At 63.1% G+C, this 17348-nt stretch carries 17 protein-coding genes; 2 read left to right on the top strand and 15 right to left on the bottom strand.

What is annotated here, in order from left to right; all coding sequences use genetic code 11:
• Positions 1-98: 98 nt before the first annotated feature.
• Genes BW737_RS16585 through BW737_RS02565 form a run of 3 tightly spaced genes read right to left on the bottom strand, consistent with a single transcriptional unit; the run spans position 99 to position 2985 of the window.
• Positions 99-977 (bottom strand): L-aspartate oxidase, encoded by an 879-nt coding sequence (locus tag BW737_RS16585; RefSeq protein WP_218961748.1) that lies wholly within the window; start codon positions 975-977, stop codon positions 99-101.
• The gene (locus BW737_RS16590) at positions 974-2122 is read right to left on the bottom strand and encodes an FAD-dependent oxidoreductase (RefSeq protein ID WP_218961749.1); all 1149 of its coding nucleotides are present in this window, start codon (positions 2120-2122) and stop codon (positions 974-976) included. Before BW737_RS16590 ends, BW737_RS16585 begins: the two co-directional genes overlap by 4 nt.
• A 14-nt stretch (positions 2123-2136) precedes the next feature.
• Entirely contained in the window at positions 2137-2985 is an 849-nt protein-coding gene (locus BW737_RS02565; RefSeq protein WP_086614599.1) for a 3-ketoacyl-ACP reductase, read from the bottom strand.
• A gap of 155 nt (positions 2986-3140) precedes the next feature.
• Here BW737_RS02565 and BW737_RS02570 point away from each other — a divergent pair, with 155 nt between their 5' ends.
• Positions 3141-4040, top strand: a complete 900-nt coding sequence (locus tag BW737_RS02570; RefSeq protein WP_218961750.1) for a sugar phosphate isomerase/epimerase family protein — start codon at positions 3141-3143, stop codon at positions 4038-4040.
• On the opposite strand, the gene BW737_RS02575 is transcribed toward BW737_RS02570, so the two are convergent.
• From BW737_RS02575 to BW737_RS02605, 8 genes are all read right to left on the bottom strand, one after another.
• The gene (locus BW737_RS02575; RefSeq protein WP_180272017.1) at positions 4033-5196 is read right to left on the bottom strand and encodes a Gfo/Idh/MocA family protein; all 1164 of its coding nucleotides are present in this window, start codon (positions 5194-5196) and stop codon (positions 4033-4035) included. The two genes, BW737_RS02570 and BW737_RS02575, sit on opposite strands and share 8 nt — an antisense overlap.
• Positions 5193-6101 (bottom strand): DUF6807 family protein, encoded by a 909-nt coding sequence (locus BW737_RS02580; RefSeq protein WP_086614621.1) that lies wholly within the window; start codon positions 6099-6101, stop codon positions 5193-5195. The genes BW737_RS02575 and BW737_RS02580 overlap by 4 nt, the downstream gene beginning before the upstream one ends.
• Positions 6102-6113: 12 nt before the next feature.
• A complete protein-coding gene (locus BW737_RS02585; protein WP_086614597.1) occupies positions 6114-7718 on the bottom strand; it encodes a hypothetical protein in 1605 nt (534 codons plus the stop codon).
• A 163-nt stretch (positions 7719-7881) separates the two neighbouring features.
• Positions 7882-8664: a carbohydrate ABC transporter permease gene (locus tag BW737_RS02590; RefSeq protein ID WP_218961751.1), complete on the bottom strand. Its 783-nt coding sequence runs from the start codon at positions 8662-8664 to the stop codon at positions 7882-7884.
• Between the two features lie 134 nt (positions 8665-8798).
• Positions 8799-9302 carry a carbohydrate ABC transporter permease gene (locus tag BW737_RS17480; protein WP_257210393.1) on the bottom strand — a complete coding sequence of 168 codons (504 nt, stop codon included), beginning with the start codon at positions 9300-9302 and terminating at the stop codon, positions 8799-8801.
• Positions 9263-9733 (bottom strand): carbohydrate ABC transporter permease, encoded by a 471-nt coding sequence (locus BW737_RS17485; protein ID WP_257210394.1) that lies wholly within the window; start codon positions 9731-9733, stop codon positions 9263-9265. Before BW737_RS17485 ends, BW737_RS17480 begins: the two co-directional genes overlap by 40 nt.
• 51 nt (positions 9734-9784) lie before the next feature.
• The gene (locus BW737_RS02600; RefSeq protein WP_218961752.1) at positions 9785-11107 is read right to left on the bottom strand and encodes an ABC transporter substrate-binding protein; all 1323 of its coding nucleotides are present in this window, start codon (positions 11105-11107) and stop codon (positions 9785-9787) included.
• 149 nt (positions 11108-11256) lie between these two features.
• Positions 11257-11958, bottom strand: a complete 702-nt coding sequence (locus BW737_RS02605) for a ThuA domain-containing protein (RefSeq protein WP_086614595.1) — start codon at positions 11956-11958, stop codon at positions 11257-11259.
• A gap of 168 nt (positions 11959-12126) precedes the next feature.
• Here BW737_RS02605 and BW737_RS02610 point away from each other — a divergent pair, with 168 nt between their 5' ends.
• Positions 12127-13134, top strand: coding sequence for a hydroxyacid dehydrogenase (locus BW737_RS02610; RefSeq protein WP_086614594.1), 1008 nt, complete (start codon positions 12127-12129; stop codon positions 13132-13134).
• Between the two features lie 30 nt (positions 13135-13164).
• Here BW737_RS02610 and BW737_RS02615 read toward each other — a convergent pair whose 3' ends face one another.
• The 4 genes from BW737_RS02615 to BW737_RS02630 form a co-directional block, all read right to left on the bottom strand.
• Complete coding sequence (locus BW737_RS02615) at positions 13165-13521, bottom strand: hypothetical protein (protein ID WP_143233239.1); 357 nt, start codon at positions 13519-13521, stop codon at positions 13165-13167.
• 454 nt (positions 13522-13975) lie between these two features.
• Positions 13976-14878: a carbohydrate ABC transporter permease gene (locus BW737_RS02620; RefSeq protein WP_257210395.1), complete on the bottom strand. Its 903-nt coding sequence runs from the start codon at positions 14876-14878 to the stop codon at positions 13976-13978.
• A 3-nt stretch (positions 14879-14881) separates the two neighbouring features.
• Positions 14882-15817, bottom strand: a complete 936-nt coding sequence (locus BW737_RS02625; protein ID WP_086614592.1) for a carbohydrate ABC transporter permease — start codon at positions 15815-15817, stop codon at positions 14882-14884.
• Between the two features lie 89 nt (positions 15818-15906).
• Positions 15907-17223: an ABC transporter substrate-binding protein gene (locus BW737_RS02630; RefSeq protein WP_086614591.1), complete on the bottom strand. Its 1317-nt coding sequence runs from the start codon at positions 17221-17223 to the stop codon at positions 15907-15909.
• Between the last annotated feature and the right edge of the window lie 125 nt (positions 17224-17348).

Raw genomic sequence — 17348 nt, forward strand, 5'->3', positions numbered from 1 at the left:
CCAGCCGCCCTGGACACCTCGCTCCATAGCGCCCGTTCTACTGGCGCGCCGCCCCATCGCCTCCATGTCGCCCTACGGCGCTGCGGACTGCCGGCCTATCAGCGCACCCCGCCGTCCTCACGGAAGTCGCGCCAGACGTTTTCGAAGAAGTCGTCGCCCGTGTCCGGAATCGGGCGCCGAGGTCGCCAGGCCGCCTCCACGGCCACCTCCCCGTCGGCCCCGTACCGCAACGCGACCTCCTGCACCTGCTCATCCAGCGCCCCATCGTCGAGCACGTAGCGCATGGACTCGGGCAACCCCTCCTCCGGCAGCAGGCCCGCGGCATCGGTATAGAGCACCGAGCCGCGCGAAACTCCACCGCGCCGGAGGTAGTCGTCAATGGCCGAAAGATAGACGAACTGGCTGGTCAGAATGTCCCGCAGCAGGAAGAGTCGATCCACGCTGCGCCGAGATGACAGGTCCACCACCATCCGGTCGGACAGGCCGGTCAGCATCGCACGCACTCGCCTCAAGGCATCGCGCACGCCCTGCGCTGAGCGGACCAGGCCCGCGCGTTCACTCATGAGTCGCTGTGCACGTGCGAGCAACACGCCGGTGTTATCGGGGTCGCCATCTGCAATTCGCGCCCCGGCGTGGGCCAGGAACGCACCGGCGTTTTCCACGGCCGGGGTGGCAACAGCCGCGAATGCCGTCATGTCCAGCGGTTCGCCCTGACGGCGGGCGGCGATCCACTGCGCTGCACGCATGGATCCCACCTGGGTGGAGTTGAGTGCGGCACCGCCGGGCCGGTATACGCCATGCGCACCCGCCGCCTCGCCGACGGGGAAGAATCCGGTCAGCGCCGTCGACTGCCACCAGCAGTCGACGGCTAGTCCGCCGTTGTTGTGCTGCACGCACACGTCGATCTCCAGGCGATCCCGCGCCAGGTCGAGCGACGGGTTCTTCTCTCGGTAGAGGTCGTAGGCGGGAGGGTTCATGCGATCAGCCGCTCAACCGGGGTACCGAACAGCGCGCCCGCACTGCCCAGGTATTCGCGCGCCACCGGATCCAGGGCAGCGGGATCGAGCTGTACACCGCCGGAATTGCGGGTGAAATCGAGGAATACACGGCGGCCCCGCAATACGGTCTCGCGGTAAACGAGTAGGTCTATGAGCGAGGAACCACCACGAGCCTTGCGGATGTCGAAGGGCCACTGATATCCCTTGAGGAAGGTCAGGCTTAACAGACGGCGCAGGTCGGGGATTGCCTCGAACAGGAACTCACGCTCATCACCGCCGTCGACGTCGGTGGAGACGAAAGCAGGAAGCACCTGCATGTAGCTGCCGGAGACGTTCCAGCGCGGCGCGATGGAGGCCAGACCGAACTGCCACTCGGTGAGGTTCTTGCCGGTGGCTCCGGCCCGGAAGGCGGCGCCCGTGGCACCCCACTGTCCGTGCGGAAAGACGCTGCGCGCGTACATGCCGGCCGGGCCGCCCGTGGCATAGATGATTGAGCGGGCGCGCACCAGCAGGAAGCGGGAGGTGCCGGTGGCCGCTTCCGCCTGCGTGACTCGGCGGCGCAGGCACAGCAGTCCCACCGCCTGGTCGTCGGAGACGAGCACGTCGATGACGCGCAGGTTCTCGACAACGCGCGTGCCGTCGCGTCCGACTTTGGCCTCCAGATGCTCGACCATGGTCCGCGAGGTGTAGGGGCCTACGCTAGTAGCCCGTTGGCGCGGGTCATGATCGGTCTTGTATCCGACGAACTCGCCGTAACGGTTACGGGGGAAGGCAACGCCCAGATCGACCAGGTGCAAGAACGCCTGGCTTGAAAGAGCCGCCTCAACCAGGGCGTGGTCCCCATCCATGGCGCCGCCGTCGAAGAGGGTCTGCGCCATCTCGGCAACCGAGTCACCGGCCGGGCCGCCGAGGGTGAGTTTGTAGTAGGTCTGTTTGTCGGAGCCGGCATTGCGGGAGGAACCGGTGGTGACCCGATCGGAAATGATCAGCACGTCCTCCTGCCCATACTGCACCAGCCGGTCCGCGGCGCAGTAGCCGGCGGCCCCGGTGCCGACGACGACCGTGTTGGCGGACAGGACAGGCACGTCGACGCCGTCGATGTGCAGGGATGACTGAACGGGCATAGTCGGCTCCTGGTTCACAGACGGGGAATGTGCATGCCGCCATCGACGTGGATGACATCGCCAGTGGAATAGGGGGCGCTGCCGGAGGCGAGCATGGCCACCGTGCGGCCGACGTCGTCGGGCCGGCCCCAGCGGGGCATTGGCGAGATACCCGCAGCGAAGAGAGCGTCATAGCGGTCTTTGACACCGGCGGTCATGTCGGTGGCGATTACGCCGGGGCGCACCTCGTAGACGACGATGCCCTCGTTGGCGAGGCGGGCGGCGTACAGGAGGGTGGCCATGTGGACGCCGGCCTTGGACACGCAGTACTCGCCACGGTTGGTCGAAACCGTATCCGCGGAGATGGAGGAGATATTGATGATGGCGGCCGCCGGTCGGTCCAATGCGGGCAGGCCGCCGGAAAGGTCAACGCCGGCGGAGGCGAGGTCACGGTCGCGCTGGGCAATCATCTCGCGGGCGACCAGCTGGGTGAGGAAGTACGGGCCGCGCAGGTTGATCGCCAGAACGCGATCGAAGGAGGCGGGATCGGCCTGGAGCAAATCAGCGCGCACCTGCGGGGCGACGCCAGCGTTATTCACCAGCAAGTCGACGCGGCCGAAGGCCTCGAGCGTGGCGGCGAGGTAGCGGGAGCCGACGTCTAGGTCGTCGACGCTTCCCTGGGTGTAGGCAACCTGACCGGAACCGTCCGGCAGCGAGCGCAACTCCTGCAGAGTCTCAGTGGGTTCCGGGCGCGTGGCCAGGAGCGATACCGCATAGCCGTGACGCAACAGCTCCTCGGTAATGCCTCGACCGATGCCGCGGTTGCCGCCGGTCACCATAGCGACGGCGGTCTCGGGACGAGGGTAGGCAACGGCATCCTGCATGGGATCTCCTGTGATCGTGCGGATCTCGTGAAGGCGCGGGCGCCGCAGGTCGGTAGGCGCATCTGGAGCGGGATCCCACGACAACCACGCAAATGTTCTAAGAGTTACTATACTGATCGTTAACGATCCTTCCAAGTGACGACGAGGTCAGTGTCGTGGCGATTTCAAACAGTTTCGATCTTTCACGGTGCTCTCTCAATACCGCGACCATCAAGCACGCCACCCTCACGGAGGCCGTGACGACCGCGGCGGCGGCGGGTTATGGGGCCGTCGGGCTGTGGCGGGATCGGGTGCAGGAGGTCGGGGCCGAGGAGGCGGGTCGCATCGTGCGGGACGCAGGACTGCGAGTCTCCTCGCTGTGCCGGGGAGGCTTCTTCACCGACCTTGATGTCGAACGGACCCGGGCAGCCGTTGACGACAACCGCCGCGCCATCGATGAGGCTGCCGCCGTGGGCACCGGCGAACTGATCCTGGTGGTCGGGGGGTTGCCCGCCAACCCGGAACCGGGAATGGGCGTCTCCCCCGACGCCGGGCAACCGGAGCGCGACCTCGGCGCCGCGCGGGAACGCGTCGGACTACGGTTGGCCGAACTCGTCCCCTACGCCCGGGAACGTGGTGTGCGCCTGGTATTGGAGCCAATGCATCCGATCTTCTGCGCCGATCGCGGCGTCGTTTCCACGCTCGGACAGGCGCTGGACATTGCCGCCCCCTTCGCAGCCACAGAGGTGGGCGTGGTTGTAGACACCTACCACGTGTGGTGGGACCCGCAGCTCGCCGCGTCAATCGCGCGTGCGGGCGCGCAGGGGCGGCTGGCCGCCTACCAGGTGTGCGACTGGGTACTCCCGTTTAAGGAGGACACGCTCAACTCGCGCGGGTATGTGGGTGACGGCTACATCGACTTCGAGGCGATCACCGGCTGGGTTCGCGACGCCGGCTACACCGGAGCGGTGGAGACCGAGATCTTCAATACCGACATCTGGGAGCGGCCCTTCGGTGAGGTGGCCGAGCGCGTAGCCGCCGACTACGCAGAGCGGGTGCTGCCGTTCCTTAGCTAAAACAGCGCAGCGAAGATCCCCCGGCGGTGGCCCACGGCGCTCCCGCCTCGCGGAAGGTTTGGCCAGTGGAGGCACATCGGTGCACCCACTCGGCAGCATCACGCAGTACCGGGGCCCGGTCCAGCCCATCCGCCGTCGGCTCATCCCTCCAAGTAACCAACTCGGGCGCGATTGGGCGCGGGTCCGGCGCAAGTCGCACGGTTTCCAGCAGCACCATGAAGCCGCTCACGGATTCGAGCGGGACCAGCAGCTCCTCCTCCCCCCGCCGCGCCGACAGGAGATTGCACAACAGATCACGGCGGCCGTATTCGATGGCTGCCACCGTGTTCCCGTGCGCATCCAGTTGCCGGGCACGGTCCTCCGTATATGCCAGTACAACCGCGCCTTGGTCCCCATAGAAGGTGATTAACGGCGGTGCCTCGCTCCCCGCGCACAGTGTCAGGGCGGCGGTTATCGGAACCCCGGCCCGGTTCTGGATTCGCGCCGTCGAGGTGTCATCCGCCTGGATGTCGTTGACCCGGTACTGGTCGAGCGTGATCGGCCCGACGGCGTCGGAGCGCCCGCATCCCAGGATCGTCAGTGCCGAGGCGAAGGCGTGCGCGAATGGGTTGGTCAGCACCCCGTCGACGACGTCGCGCCCGTCGAGGCTGCGTCTGCCCGCCCACCGCGCACGCCGCCAGTAGGAGATCGGCCGGCTCCAGCAGCCCTCTATTCCCACCGCACGTACGGAGCCGATCATCTCCGCCGCGAGCGCGCGCCGGAGCCAGGGAACTGCCGTCGAGCCGAGCGCCTGAAAGCCGACCTGTACGAGGCGCCCGCTGCGGTCCGCAGTCATTTGAAGTCTGTGATAGTCCTCCATCGATGCGGTGGGAGGCTTTTCCAGCAGCACATCGCAGCCGCCGCTCAGCGCCGTTGTGGCGAGCTCCAAATGGGTGGCGATGGGGGTGGCAATGATGACGACGTCCGCATCCACCGCCTCCAGGCAGCGCCGCAACGTCTCCCAGTGAGGGGCCCCAGTCTCCACCTCGGGCGGCTGAAGGTCGACCGTTGCCGCCAGGCGGGTCCGTCCGTGGTCCTGCAACTCCAGTACGTGGCGCAGGTGGCCGGCTCCATGCCCGTGGATCCCGACGACGACGATTGCCGGGGCCCGCTTCACTGACCCCACCCGACCTCGGCCAGGACGCGCTCGACCTGCGCCGCGGTACTCAGGTCGGCGTCCAGTATCAGCGCGTCCATCCCAAACATGAAGGGACGCCCGCCGGGGAGCCGTAGCGATTCCTGCCATGCCAGGGCCGGGCCGGCACCCGGATACTCAGAGGTCCGCACGAACCAGGGCACGTATGGACCGCGCTGGCGCAGCACCACCGAGACTCCCGGTCGTCCGGTCGCAGCTTGGGAGGCGCAGAGCGGCGCGGCGTGCATAGTGATCCACTCGCCGCAGGACCCGTTTACGCGCTCCTCCCCGAGTGCCTCGGGCGAGAACACCTCCCACGTGAACCACCGCGGGAACCGCCAGAAAATTCCCCCGTAGCCGGCGCCCACGCGTCCCCTGGCGCCGGGAGTTGAGATAACCGCATCGTGCCGCGGCGTGATGGCACTGCTCCAACTCAGCACAGCCATCGTGGTGGACGCTCCGGGCGGTGACCCCGACCAGGTAATCGACCGGTCCTCGATGAGCTGAGTCACCCCGTCGGCACCGATCCAGTCAATCGTGCAGTCAAGACTTCGCCCACTAAACACGTTTCCCGAGCTATGCTTCTCACCAAGCCGTCCCAGTCGTACGTCGATTACCTGCTGACGGCCATGTCTGTTCTCCCAGAGGTATCCACGCCCCGGAACATAGGTCTTGCCACCCCAGAAGTGGTTACCGTTAACGTCGGGCAGCGCCAGCGAGAGCCCCATGTGGTGGGGGTGATCAGCGGGCGCAATCTCCGTTAGCAGGGTACCCCCAGGCGAACGGATCGGGTGCAGATAGGGCCGCGGCGACGTGGTCTCCACAAGCGTATCTCCCGCTTCGAAGAGCAACATCGATCGGTCGGCGCCGGTCAAGTCAATGGTCATGGCCGGATCTCCTCATCGCAGTCCCGCGCCTCGCTTATGTTCTCGCCGCCGGCCTCGGGCTCCAAACACGAGCGGAAGCGCAAGCGCATCTCGCCGGTACATGCGCGGATATGTACAGGCGCTGTCCGCCGAGCGCATCCGTGCCTCCCACATGACGGAGCTCCTCACCGGCTCATAGAGGGGCGGTGCCTGACACGTGTCCCCCGCTATGGTGATCCGCAGAGCGCCATCGCCCTCTCCCCAGGTCACCTCTTCGGCGTCGGGTATCCACATGCCTTCTTCAAACCGCGTGACTCCCCCGGCGGGAAGGTCCGGCAACGCCACCTCCAGGCACACGCGAGTACAAGGGCCCCAAGTCTTGACCGTCAGGTCGAAACCGTTAGGCCGAGGCACCACGGTTACTTCGGTGCTCAATGTCAGCGCGTCCCGCTCTCGATGGGAGAACGCCATGGCCGCGGCGAACCGGCCCTCGTACTCCAGGGGGTAGTGGCCGTCCGCACTGCGCGATCCATCCGGAAGCGGGTGGTAGTAGTTCGCCGCGACCCGCTCACTGAGTTGGTATGCGGCCGCATCGCCCGAGCCGACACGCCGGATGCCCTCCGCACGGAAGGGCCCCAGAGCGAAGAACTCGCGTGACAGCCGCAGGGACCTGATCTCAACGCCGCCTACCCAAGCGTGCAGGAAGGTCGGATTACGGGCTAGCCCCGACGCCGTGCGCCCGCACGTATGCCGATCCGAGCCGCCGTTGACACACAGGTACCGGTCGCGGTGCCGATTCACCGCGAGTCCCGAGCCGAACAGGCGTTCGCCCGGTTCCGGGGCGACCGGTTCAGGTAGAGGCTCGGTGCAGCGCATGTCGAGCAGCGCATTGCTGAGCTCGTCGCCCGGGTCCGGCACTCCCATGGACCAGGCCCGAGTGCACCACCAGGCCAGGTCGCCCCGGCCCCTGGTGATGCTGACCAGCCGCAGCTGGTGGTGGAACAGGCTGAGCGGCACGGTGAAGAACTGGTCCTGACGACGGGAGTGGACGGTCTCAACGTTTCCGCCCGGATCGGTCATGGCCACAATCGCCTCAAGATTGCGCACGACCACATCCTCCAGTTCGGGTCGGCCGAGTTCTCGCGCCAGTACAAGCAGACTCCTGTTGGTCACATGGGCGGCATAGTTGGCCGAGCGTTCGGAGTACTGCCCGTCGGGGTCGACGTCGATGCCCTCGCCCAGCCACTGGTCGATACGTGCGCGTCGGGCCGGGTCCGGACAGCGTGCGTCGAGCTTGGCTAGAGCCTGGCACAGTTCCCAACGGTGGTTCGGCGTGTGCACACCGCCGATGCGCAGCGGCGCATCAACCCTGTCCACACAGGCATCGAGTGCGTGCCTGAGACGGGCAGTCAGTCGCGCATCCGAACTGCCGCCGCAGTCGGGGCATTCGGCCGTGCCTTCGGCAATAGAGAGCGGCTCGAGGAGTCGCAGGGTATCGAGCATGTCGTTGGCGGTGAAGGCCGTGTCGGGCGGCGATTGCAGGTTGTCTCCGTCGAAGAGCCCACTGTGACGCTGCCGGGACCTCAGCAGCTCGGCCAACGAGCATGCCGCACGAAGCAACCTGTTGTCGGCGTGCATCCACGCTCCTGGCGCGCGATAACACGCCACCATCACCTTGATCCGGCGGGCAAGTGCGCGATCAGACGGGTTCGAGCGTAGAAAACCGTCCTGCTCCGTCACCATGCCCGCGGCCTGTCGTTCCGCCAAGGCGGTGACTTCGGCGAGATAAGCCATCGCCGGATCAGTCCTTTATCCCTGTGCTTAGATCGGCACTCATGATATTGCGTTGGAAAACCAGATAAATGATCAACAACGGCAGTATAGAAATGACCGACGCCCCCAAAAGCACCGTCCAGTTGATATTCTCTGCGCCGACGATCGAGCGTAGCGCCACCTGGAGCGTGAACTTGTCCTTATCGGAGATGACGATCAGCGGCCAGATGTAATCGTTCCAACGCCACTGGAATGAGAATATCGCCAGCGTAAGCATGGTCGGGCGGGACAGCGGCAGCATGATGCGGAAGAAGGTGGAGAACTCCCCTGAACCGTCCAGGCGTGCGGCCTCGAGAAGCTCGTCGGGTACCGTGATGAAGAATTGGCGAAACATGAATACGCCCGTGGCCGTCATGATCGACGGCATTACCAGACCGGCAAGCTGGTTGTACAGGCCCAGGTCGCGAATGACCAAGAACGTCGGCGACAGTATAACCTCCGTCGGCAACATGGTAGTCATGAGCAGGGCAATGAACAACACCTTGAGCCAGCGGTTGGAGTACTTGGCCAGCGCATACCCGGTTGCGGCGGAGACGATCACCGTCAGTACCGTGGTGGTGGATGCAACTATGAGGGTGTTCTTGAAGTAGGTGGCGAAGTCGAAGCGGGTCCATGCCTGTACATACCCGTCCAGCGTCCAACGCCGCGGGAGAAAGGACAGCGGGAAGGAGAACAACTCCCCGCCCGGCTTGAACGACGAGAGCAGGAACCACAGCACGGGAAAGCCGTAGACCACGGCGACCAGCCACATCGCGGCGGTGAGCAGGGGAGACTTACGGACACGGGCGATCTCCTGCTTCGAATGCCGCCCGCCAGGCCTGCAGGTCCACGAGTCCCACCGCCTGGACGCACCCGGCTTAGCTCGCGTCGGCCGCGTGACCGTTGTCATTGCGCCTCCCGGCGGTTGTTCACATACAACTGGGCCAGAGACAGCACCAGGAGGATAACCAGGAGAATCATTGACGCGGCAGATGCATAGCCGATCTTCGCCCGGGAGAAACCCGTGGTGTAGATGTACTGCACGATCAGGTTGTTAGCCGTGCCCGGGCCGCCCCCGTTGACCGCCTGAACCATGGCGAACTCCTTCATCGCTCCGAGCGTAGCCAGAAGGATCACCATGAACGACGTCGGACGTATTGACGGCATGGTCACGTGCCGGAAGGTTTGCCACGCAGTGGCTCCATCAAGGGCCGCGGCCTCCTTAAGGCTACGGGGAACATTGCGCAGGGCGGAGATGAACAGCAGCATGGAGAAAGCGGTGCCGGCCCAGGCCCCCGCGAAAACCACCACCATGAGCGACAGATCGGCGTCAGTCTGCCATTTCGGTCCGGTTCCACCCAACTGGGAGATCACGTAGTTGACCAGGCCGAAACTCTCCCGAACAGCCAACGCCAGATGACCCCGACCACTATGGGTGATATCAGCCAGGGCATGAAGAACACCAGTCGGGCCACGGACTTGCCGACCACTCGCTCACTGGTCAGGAACACGGCCGTGAGCAGAGACAGCACGTAGGTCAACGGCACCGCGATGATTGCGTACTCGAAGGTGCGCAGCAACGCACCGTAGAAGTCCCCATCAGCGAATAGGTCTACGTAGTTCGCCACGCCTACGATTTCATAGCTCCCCCGGCCGCGATAGTCGGTGAAGGAGTAGAACAGCCCCGTCGCCGCGGGCCAGACGAAGAAGACCGCATACAGGGCGATGATGACGGCGGTAAAAGCAATCGGCTGCCATCGATAGGTCCCTGGTGACTTTCGCCTCCGAACGAGCCCGGGCGTTCGCCCCGATGGCGCCTGCTTTATCGACTCGACAGCCATATTCGCAATCCCCCTGGAGCTTCCTTAGCCCGACTCATCGCTCGGAAACGGTCAGAATACCCCTCCAACTTGTTCAGTCATCTCAGTCTCGATGGCTGTAATCGTGGTATCGAGGTCTTGTTCACCACTGAGGTACTTGATCACTTCGTCACGCACCGGATCACCCTCCAACGTTTTACCAGCATTTTGCCACTCAAGTTGCGAAGTAATTTGATAGCCTGAGATGTCGGGCGCAGCCGCGATCTCGTTATTGTAAACATCGAAGGCCTCTTGCGCGAATTCGTAATCCACCGCGACACCTTCGATCGAGGGCAATGCGCCGGCGAGCTTGCAGTACTTCGCGTAATGCTCGTCTTGATAGGTCCAGGAAATAAAGTCCTTCGCCGCCTGGCCATGGCCATTGGCATCAAAGGCGACCATGAGGTTCGTACCCAAGTTGGTCGCTCGGGTGGGCTGAGCCGGCATGTACACCGACGCCCACTCGAAATCCGTGATGTTGGCGTTGAAGTCGGCCAACTGCCAGACACCCGAGTAGTAAGCGGCCACTTGGCCCGATTTGAACAGCGCCGAGGGGTCATCCTCCGACAACCACACGGACCTGGGCATGGTGGCGTCGTCGTTTATGTCGCCGAAGAACTCCAGGGCGGTGCGGGCGGCGGCGTCGGAGGTGTAGCGGCCGTCGTCCCCCTTGACGAACCCCTCGGAGCCGAATTGATACATGAAGGAGCGCAACCGGTGTGACGTGCGGTCCATAACCAGGCCGTATGTGGCGCCGGTATTCTCCCGGACCCGGGTAACCGCCTCCACGAACTCATCCCAGGTCCAGATGTCGTCCTCCGAGGTGGGATATGCAACACCGGCTTCATCGAACAGTGATTTGTTTATGAAAAGACCAACAGCTGTGAGTGCCGCGGGCAGGGTGGTGACCCGCCCCTCCTCATCGGGAACCAGGAGGCTGCTCATGATGTTGCGCTCGGTGGCGACGTCCGCCAGGTCCACCAGATCCTCGGAGAAGCTTGGGTCAACCGACGGGATACGGCCAATGTCGGGAAGATCATTGGCGAGCGCGGCATTGACGAGCTTGGTAACGAAGTCGTCGTAAGCGACGTCGACGATCTCGACATGGACACCGGTCTCCGCCTCGTAGTCGGCAGCGAGCGCGGCGTATCCGCCTCCCTCGTTCGCATCGCCCGAGAGCCAGAAGGTGAGGGTGTCGGTCTTCTCCTCTCCGGATGAAGATCCGCCGGAGGCGCAGCCGGCCAGCGCGAACGTCGGTATGGCAAGCAGAGCGCCCCCGGTGAACGCGCGGCGGGTGATGGCGGTCGACATGGGGGTGCGGGGGGACTGGTGCGGATGAGCCGTCGTGGCAGACATGAGCAGATCTCCTTCCTTCGTTGCAAACGAGACCTGGCAACAGTCTAGCGGGGATGTTCTAATATGTCGAGTTCCGATCTTGTGCGATCGTTTTCATGTCAACACATCATGTTCGATCGTTCATGCATGCCGTCGAGGCGGCGGTCTCGTCATCCAAGAAGCCAGGCGACCTCCCGGCGCATGAGTTCGCGACGATCCGGGTTCCGCATGGATCGTAAGTCGTGGCCGAGCGAGTCATAGACGACGCGCATGCCGTCCGCCGTGTTGACCCAGGCCGCCGGGTGGTCGGCGCCGGCCTCATACTGCGTGAGCGTCACGGTTGAGCCCGGATCGACGTCAAGCAACGTGTAGCGTTCATCGTAGACGCGAAGTTCGCCAAGGCCGGCAACGATCGGATGAGAACCGCGTACCGGGGTCCAGACCCCCTCGGAGTTCTCAGGATGGTACGTAGTACCGCGGATCCATCGTCCTCCAACAATGTACCGCCAGCGCGGGTTGTCCAGGAACGCGTTGATTCCCTGGTGGTGCACGAAAACCGGCTTGCCCGAGCCGGCGTAGGCGTTGACGGCCGCATGCGCCGGAAGCCACGAGTCGTCGTCGCCGTCGAAATCCGGATCAATGCGACCGGTACCGCCGTTGACGACCAGCAAATCGAAGTCGTCCAAGTCGGACAACGAATCGCGGAACATCGACCGAACCTCGCTGCGCATGCCCAACTCACCCAACAGCAAAGCGATTTCATGGCTCATTGCCGCATGATCGTGCCAGGGATCCTCATAGCGACCACGCCCTGCAAGGACGAGCGCCGTACGCCCACGCGCCGCGCTGCCGGTCGACGCATTCTGTGCCATGATTTGTCAGGCCTCCTCCGATAGGCTCCAGCACACCTAACCCTAGTCCGATCAGTTTCAAACACAAGTACTCTGATTGGTGCGCTACCGTGCTGTTTGGAGCTATGCTCTACCCGGTCGCCGCTGAACAGCAGGTGCCCACACTTCAACGCTGCCAGAGGGGTTCACGTGCCAACACCCAAGATCGTGTTATCCGTCGTGGACGAGCATCGCAAGAACTTCTTCACACCCGATGCGATCGCCCGCTTGGGTTCGCTCGGTCGGCTCTGCCTCGATCCCGACCCCAGAAACCACGCCACACCGCGGTCACGCGCGGCGCTTGCCGACGCCGAAGTCCTCATCACGGGCTGGGAGACCGGACGGCTTGACGGTCTATTGGATACCATGCCCGACCTAAAGCTGCTGGTCCACTCCGGTGGATCCGTGCGCGACGTCGTCGGACCCCAACTGTTCGACCGCGGCATACGCATGTCATCTCAGACTCGACTCAACGCCGAGCCGGTAGCCGAGTACACGCTAGCCATGATCATACTGGCGGCGAAGGACGTCTTTGCCACTCGACGTGCTTACACGGAGCTCCGGGACAAGCCGGATGGATTCTGGGACGCCTTCCCAAACATCGGACTGTACGGCTCGACCATCGGGCTGATCGGGCTGTCGCGCATCTCACGACTAGTCATTGAACACCTTCGCCCATTCCACTGCGTCATCAAGGTCCACTCCAACCATTTAACTGGTGCGGAGGCGAAGTCACTCGGCGTTGAGCCCACCACGCTAGAAGACCTGTTGCGTACCAGCGACGTCGTATCGCTGCACTCCGCATCAACACCGCGCACATATCGCATGCTTGGCGCCAAGCAATTCGCGATGATGAAGGACGGCGCCACATTCATAAATACCGCGCGGGGCGCGATCTGCGACCAGGAGGCGTTGATTGCGGAACTCCAGAAGGACCGCATCCGCGCGATAATCGACGTCACAGATCCGGAGGTGAACGTCCCCGACTCACCGCTGTGGACGTTGCCGAATGTGTTTCTCACGCCGCACGCCGCTGGGTCCATGGGTCGAGAGCTGCACCGGCTGGGTGACGGCGCCGTCGACGACGTTGCTAACTATCTCAAAGGTGCGCCTGTGGCCGGCGAATTCACCGCAGAGCAGTACGAAACCCGCGCTTGAGACTCATCGGTGTGCGCCCGCGTGCCTACGTCAACGCCGGTACGACGCACGGTCGGCTACGGGCCGCCGCTCCGCATCGACCGCCTTCGAAGTGATTGAGGGTAAGACCATCCAGCGGGCGTTCGCCCACACCAGGTGAAGCAGAAACCCGCTGCCGAGCGCGGCCACCAGAAACGGTTGAGCAATCAACCCAAGGAGCGTGCCGACCATCACCAGTAGGTTCAGCAGGGAGAGATACCACTTCCTAGCAACCACAACCAGTGCGAGCCGCACCACAGAGACTACATGGGCATGCCGCACCTCCGTGACCATCACTATGGCAGCCGGCCACGCCGCGAGCACCAGTACTACCGTCATCGCCAGCGCGGGGACAACATAGACACCCACCGCTGTGTTCGCTGCCCAGACGATGTCAACGCACAGGACCAGTCCTGCGCCGGCCAATGGTGCAGCCGCCAATAGAACGCGCCACCACAGCCTTCGCAGTGCTCGCATGCACGGACGAATGACCGAGCGGTCTTCATCTGGCTGCCAATACAACAAGTCTGTCGCTGCCGTGTCCGCCCCGGCCCCCGGCTGCCGGCGCAGGATCGAACGGCCGAATGCCGGGCAATCCCGAAACGCGGCGAACGCAACCGCTAAGCCCGGTGACGCCAACCAAAGCGCCCCTATCAGAGTGGGAAAGCTACGCAGTGGAGAAACCGCTCCTAGACACAGCCCAATCAACGGTGCTACGAGCACCGCTACCACCACATTGAGCCGCAGCGTCCCAAACAGGAAGTCGCCGACGTCGCGCCATATCGCTGTCGACTCCTCCTCGAGCCAACGCGCGCCCGGGGGTTCATCCCTTCATACCTGTCGTCGCTATGCCTTGCACGAAGTACCGCTGGCCGAACACGAACACGACCGCGATCGGCAGAACTGAAAGCACCGAGCCGGTCATAATGGCAGCGTAATCGGCGTTGTACTGACCAATGAACGTCTTCAACCCGAGCTGGATCGTCCACAAGTCCGGACTGCGCAGGTAAATGAGCGGCCCCATGTAGTCGTTCCAAGTGTTGGTGAAAGTGATGATTGCGAGTGACGCGATTGAGGGAATAGATAGCGGGAGCATGATTCTGTAGTAAATCTTGTACTCACTGAGGCCATCGATTCGCGCCGCCTCGCTCAACTCCTCCGGAATAGAGTCATAGAACTGCTTCATGAGGAACACGCCGAAGGCCCCAAAGGCCTGCAGCAGGATGATCGACAGCCTCGTATCGCTCAGTCCGACAGCCGACAACATCTTGAACTGCGGGATCATGTACGCCTGCCACGGAACCGAGATGGTTCCAATGTACACGATGAACAGGAAGTCCCTTCCAGGAAAGCGGATCCGGGAGAAGCCGTACGCCGCAAACGATCCTGTGAACACCTGGAGAAAGGTAACGACAACGGCCAGTAGTACCGTGTTTCCTAACCAGGTGGTCATGTCGGACTTCACCCAGATGTCCGCATAGTTGTGCCACTGCCATTCTTCCGGGAACCAGGTAATCGGAGTCGTGAATATCTCGTTGTTCCTCTTGAATGAAGACAGCACCATCCACGCGAAGGGCAGGAGCACGAATGCCGACAGTGCGAGGAGGAAAACGTCTCGGACGAACCGTCCCAGGTGGTGTTTCGCCGAGCGCCGGGCTCGATGCCGCCTCGCCGCGGATGCAGATGTACCATGCCCTAAAGGCATCGCCGTTGCCTCGGTGGACATGATTCAGGCCTCCCGCCGACGGTTGTGTACGAACTGTACAACTGTGACCAGCAGGCAGATCAGGAAGAGCACCAGCGAGATTGCCGACGCATACCCAAAGTCGTTTCGCTCGAAACCCATCCGATAGATGTACTGCGAGAGCACCAGCGTACTAGTTCCAGGCCCGCCGTTGGTCATCACCAGAATGAGGTCCAGGACCTTGAACGACCCGATCGTCAGCATGACAGTCACGAAGAAGGTCGTCGGACGCAGGCACGGCAGGGTCACATTGGTGAAGCGCTGCCACGCATTAGCGCCGTCCACACGCGCGGCCTCGTAGAGTTCTTGCGGCACCGCTTGCAGGCCAGCCAGGAACAACAGCATGTAATAGCCCATTTCGCGCCACGTACCGACGATGATGACCGCCGGCATCGCCCACGTGGCGGAGGAAGTCCACCCGGGCGCATCGCTTATCCCCACGAAGTTTAAGAACTGGTTGATCGGTCCGTTCTCCGGCGCTAGTAGCATGTTCCATACCTGCGCCACCGCGACAATCGACGTGAAGTAGGGAAAGAAGGCCGCCGAGCGGAAGAAGGCGAGTCCACGCAACTTCTGGTTGAGGAGGATCGCGAGACCCAGCGACAGGGCCAAGGTGAGGGGTATGTGCACGACCGCGTAATACAAGGTGTTCCAGAGAGCCGTCCAGAACGTCGGGTCTTTCGCAAGTCTTATGAAGTTGTCCAGACCTGTGATCTCAGGATTGCCGAACGCGCTCCACTTGGTGAACGCGATGTAGAACAGCGCGATCACAGGTATGAGCGTCAGCAACCCGAACCCAAGGAAGTTCGGCAATATGAATGACCACCCGGCAATCGTATTGCGCCGTCTCAGCGCCTTGGACGCGACACTGCCTCCCCGGCGTCCACTCAACCGCGGCTCGGTCGCTGCGGCGCCACTCATTTGCATCTCCTTCCACTTAACCACTGAGGCCTGGCAGGCATCGCCTGCCCGGCCGTCCCAGGGGTGACCCCGACGTGCCGGACCTCAATTCAAGCAGTCAGGCCCTGCGCCTTGATCTCCTCACCGGCCTTTGATAGGGCCTCGTCGACCGCGGTGGTCTCGGTCATGATCTCCGAGTGGGTGTCGTTGAGTATTGTCTGGATGTCATTGACGGTCTCCGATACGGGATTCTCGGGTCGAGTGTCGTGCGTTGAGAATGCATATTTCGAGAGTTCGTCCTGCGGCATGCCTTCGAGATCGAAGAAGGTCGACTCGATTGCTTCGGAGAAGTACGCGGGAGTAATACCGATGGCAGCCATTGCCCGCGCACCCTCTTCACCGGTTGCAAACGCGACGAATGCCTTCGCGGCGGATGCCTTGTCTCCCTCCAGCGAGGCATTGACCGCCAATGATGTGGGATCGCCAAAGGTGATCGGCTCATCCTCGTGACCGCTTTCGTACTGAGGAATCGGTGCCAGACCCCACTCGAAGTCGTCTGCGTCCCCCGTGGACTGCTGCTCGAGCAAGGTGGCTATGAACCACGACCCCATGGGCATCATGGCGGCCTTCTGGGTTCCGAACTGCGCCTGGTAGGTAAGGGACTGAGCCTGCGCGGTGGCAAAGGTCTCGACGTCGCCTGCGTCCTGCATCTCCAGGGCCGTCTCGTAGAATGGTTTAAGATAGCTATAATCGCCCGACGTCAGATCGGCGTCCGGATATTGGGCAAGCGCGAATCCCTGCACCACCGACTGCCAGGTGTGGTGATACGCGCCCTTCATCTCTCCGGCCGCGGTGATCTCCGAGGCTGCCCGCTTATAGTCCTCCCAGGTCCAGGAGCCGTCGGGCTCTTCCACACCAGCGTTCGCGAATGCGTCCTTGTTGTAGAACAAAAGCCACGAGTCCTGCCGGTAGGGTAGAGCAAAGTACTTGCCATCATACCCAAGGTACGTCAAGTCGATGGCTTCGTCCCCGTCGAATCTCGTCGCCATGTCGGACAGGTCCATCAGCTGCCCGTTAGACATGTAATAGTAATAGCGGAGTAGGTTCTTGATCGGGAACACATCAGGCGCAGATCCCGCCGACAGGTCGGTAGTGAGCTGGGTGTCGTAGTCCTGTGCAGAGTACTCCTTCACGGTGATAGTGATGTTGGGGTTCGCTGCGGTGAACGCGTCAGCCAGCGCCTGGAACTCTGGTGTCGTGTCCAGGCTCCACCCCGCGAAGGTGAGCTCCACCTTGGCATCGGTGCCGACTGTGGCCTTGCTCCCGGACGAACCGTCGGTGTTTGAGCTTCCGCATGCGCCAAGCGTCGCCAATATGGCGACAGACCCGGCGCCAAGGGCGGCACGTCGTGTGATGAGATGGGACATGGGTTTCCTCCTTATGAGCAGGCGTCGTCTTGTCGGACCGCGGTGAGGTTCTGTACAGCGCCCGCGCGCCTCTTCAACGAGCCGCAGTCGGGTGTCCCACCGTCGGCGGCGTACGCGAGGCTGCT

This window comes from Actinomyces ruminis (assembly GCF_002154335.2).
Taxonomy (GTDB): Bacteria; Actinomycetota; Actinomycetes; order Actinomycetales; family Actinomycetaceae; genus Actinomyces; species Actinomyces ruminis.

Coding starts and splice junctions, on each gene's coding strand:
- BW737_RS16585 (WP_218961748.1), bottom strand. CDS start 977: ATGAACCCTCCCGCCTACGACCTCTACCGAGAGAAGAACCCGTCGCTC.
- BW737_RS16590 (WP_218961749.1), bottom strand. CDS start 2,122: ATGCCCGTTCAGTCATCCCTGCACATCGACGGCGTCGACGTGCCTGTC.
- BW737_RS02565 (WP_086614599.1), bottom strand. CDS start 2,985: ATGCAGGATGCCGTTGCCTACCCTCGTCCCGAGACCGCCGTCGCTATG.
- BW737_RS02580 (WP_086614621.1), bottom strand. CDS start 6,101: ATGACCATTGACTTGACCGGCGCCGACCGATCGATGTTGCTCTTCGAA.
- BW737_RS02585 (WP_086614597.1), bottom strand. CDS start 7,718: ATGCACGCCGACAACAGGTTGCTTCGTGCGGCATGCTCGTTGGCCGAG.
- BW737_RS02590 (WP_218961751.1), bottom strand. CDS start 8,664: ATGTGGCTGGTCGCCGTGGTCTACGGCTTTCCCGTGCTGTGGTTCCTG.
- BW737_RS17485 (WP_257210394.1), bottom strand. CDS start 9,733: ATGGCTGTCGAGTCGATAAAGCAGGCGCCATCGGGGCGAACGCCCGGG.
- BW737_RS02600 (WP_218961752.1), bottom strand. CDS start 11,107: ATGTCTGCCACGACGGCTCATCCGCACCAGTCCCCCCGCACCCCCATG.
- BW737_RS02605 (WP_086614595.1), bottom strand. CDS start 11,958: ATGGCACAGAATGCGTCGACCGGCAGCGCGGCGCGTGGGCGTACGGCG.
- BW737_RS02620 (WP_257210395.1), bottom strand. CDS start 14,878: ATGTCCACCGAGGCAACGGCGATGCCTTTAGGGCATGGTACATCTGCA.
- BW737_RS02625 (WP_086614592.1), bottom strand. CDS start 15,817: ATGAGTGGCGCCGCAGCGACCGAGCCGCGGTTGAGTGGACGCCGGGGA.
- BW737_RS02630 (WP_086614591.1), bottom strand. CDS start 17,223: ATGTCCCATCTCATCACACGACGTGCCGCCCTTGGCGCCGGGTCTGTC.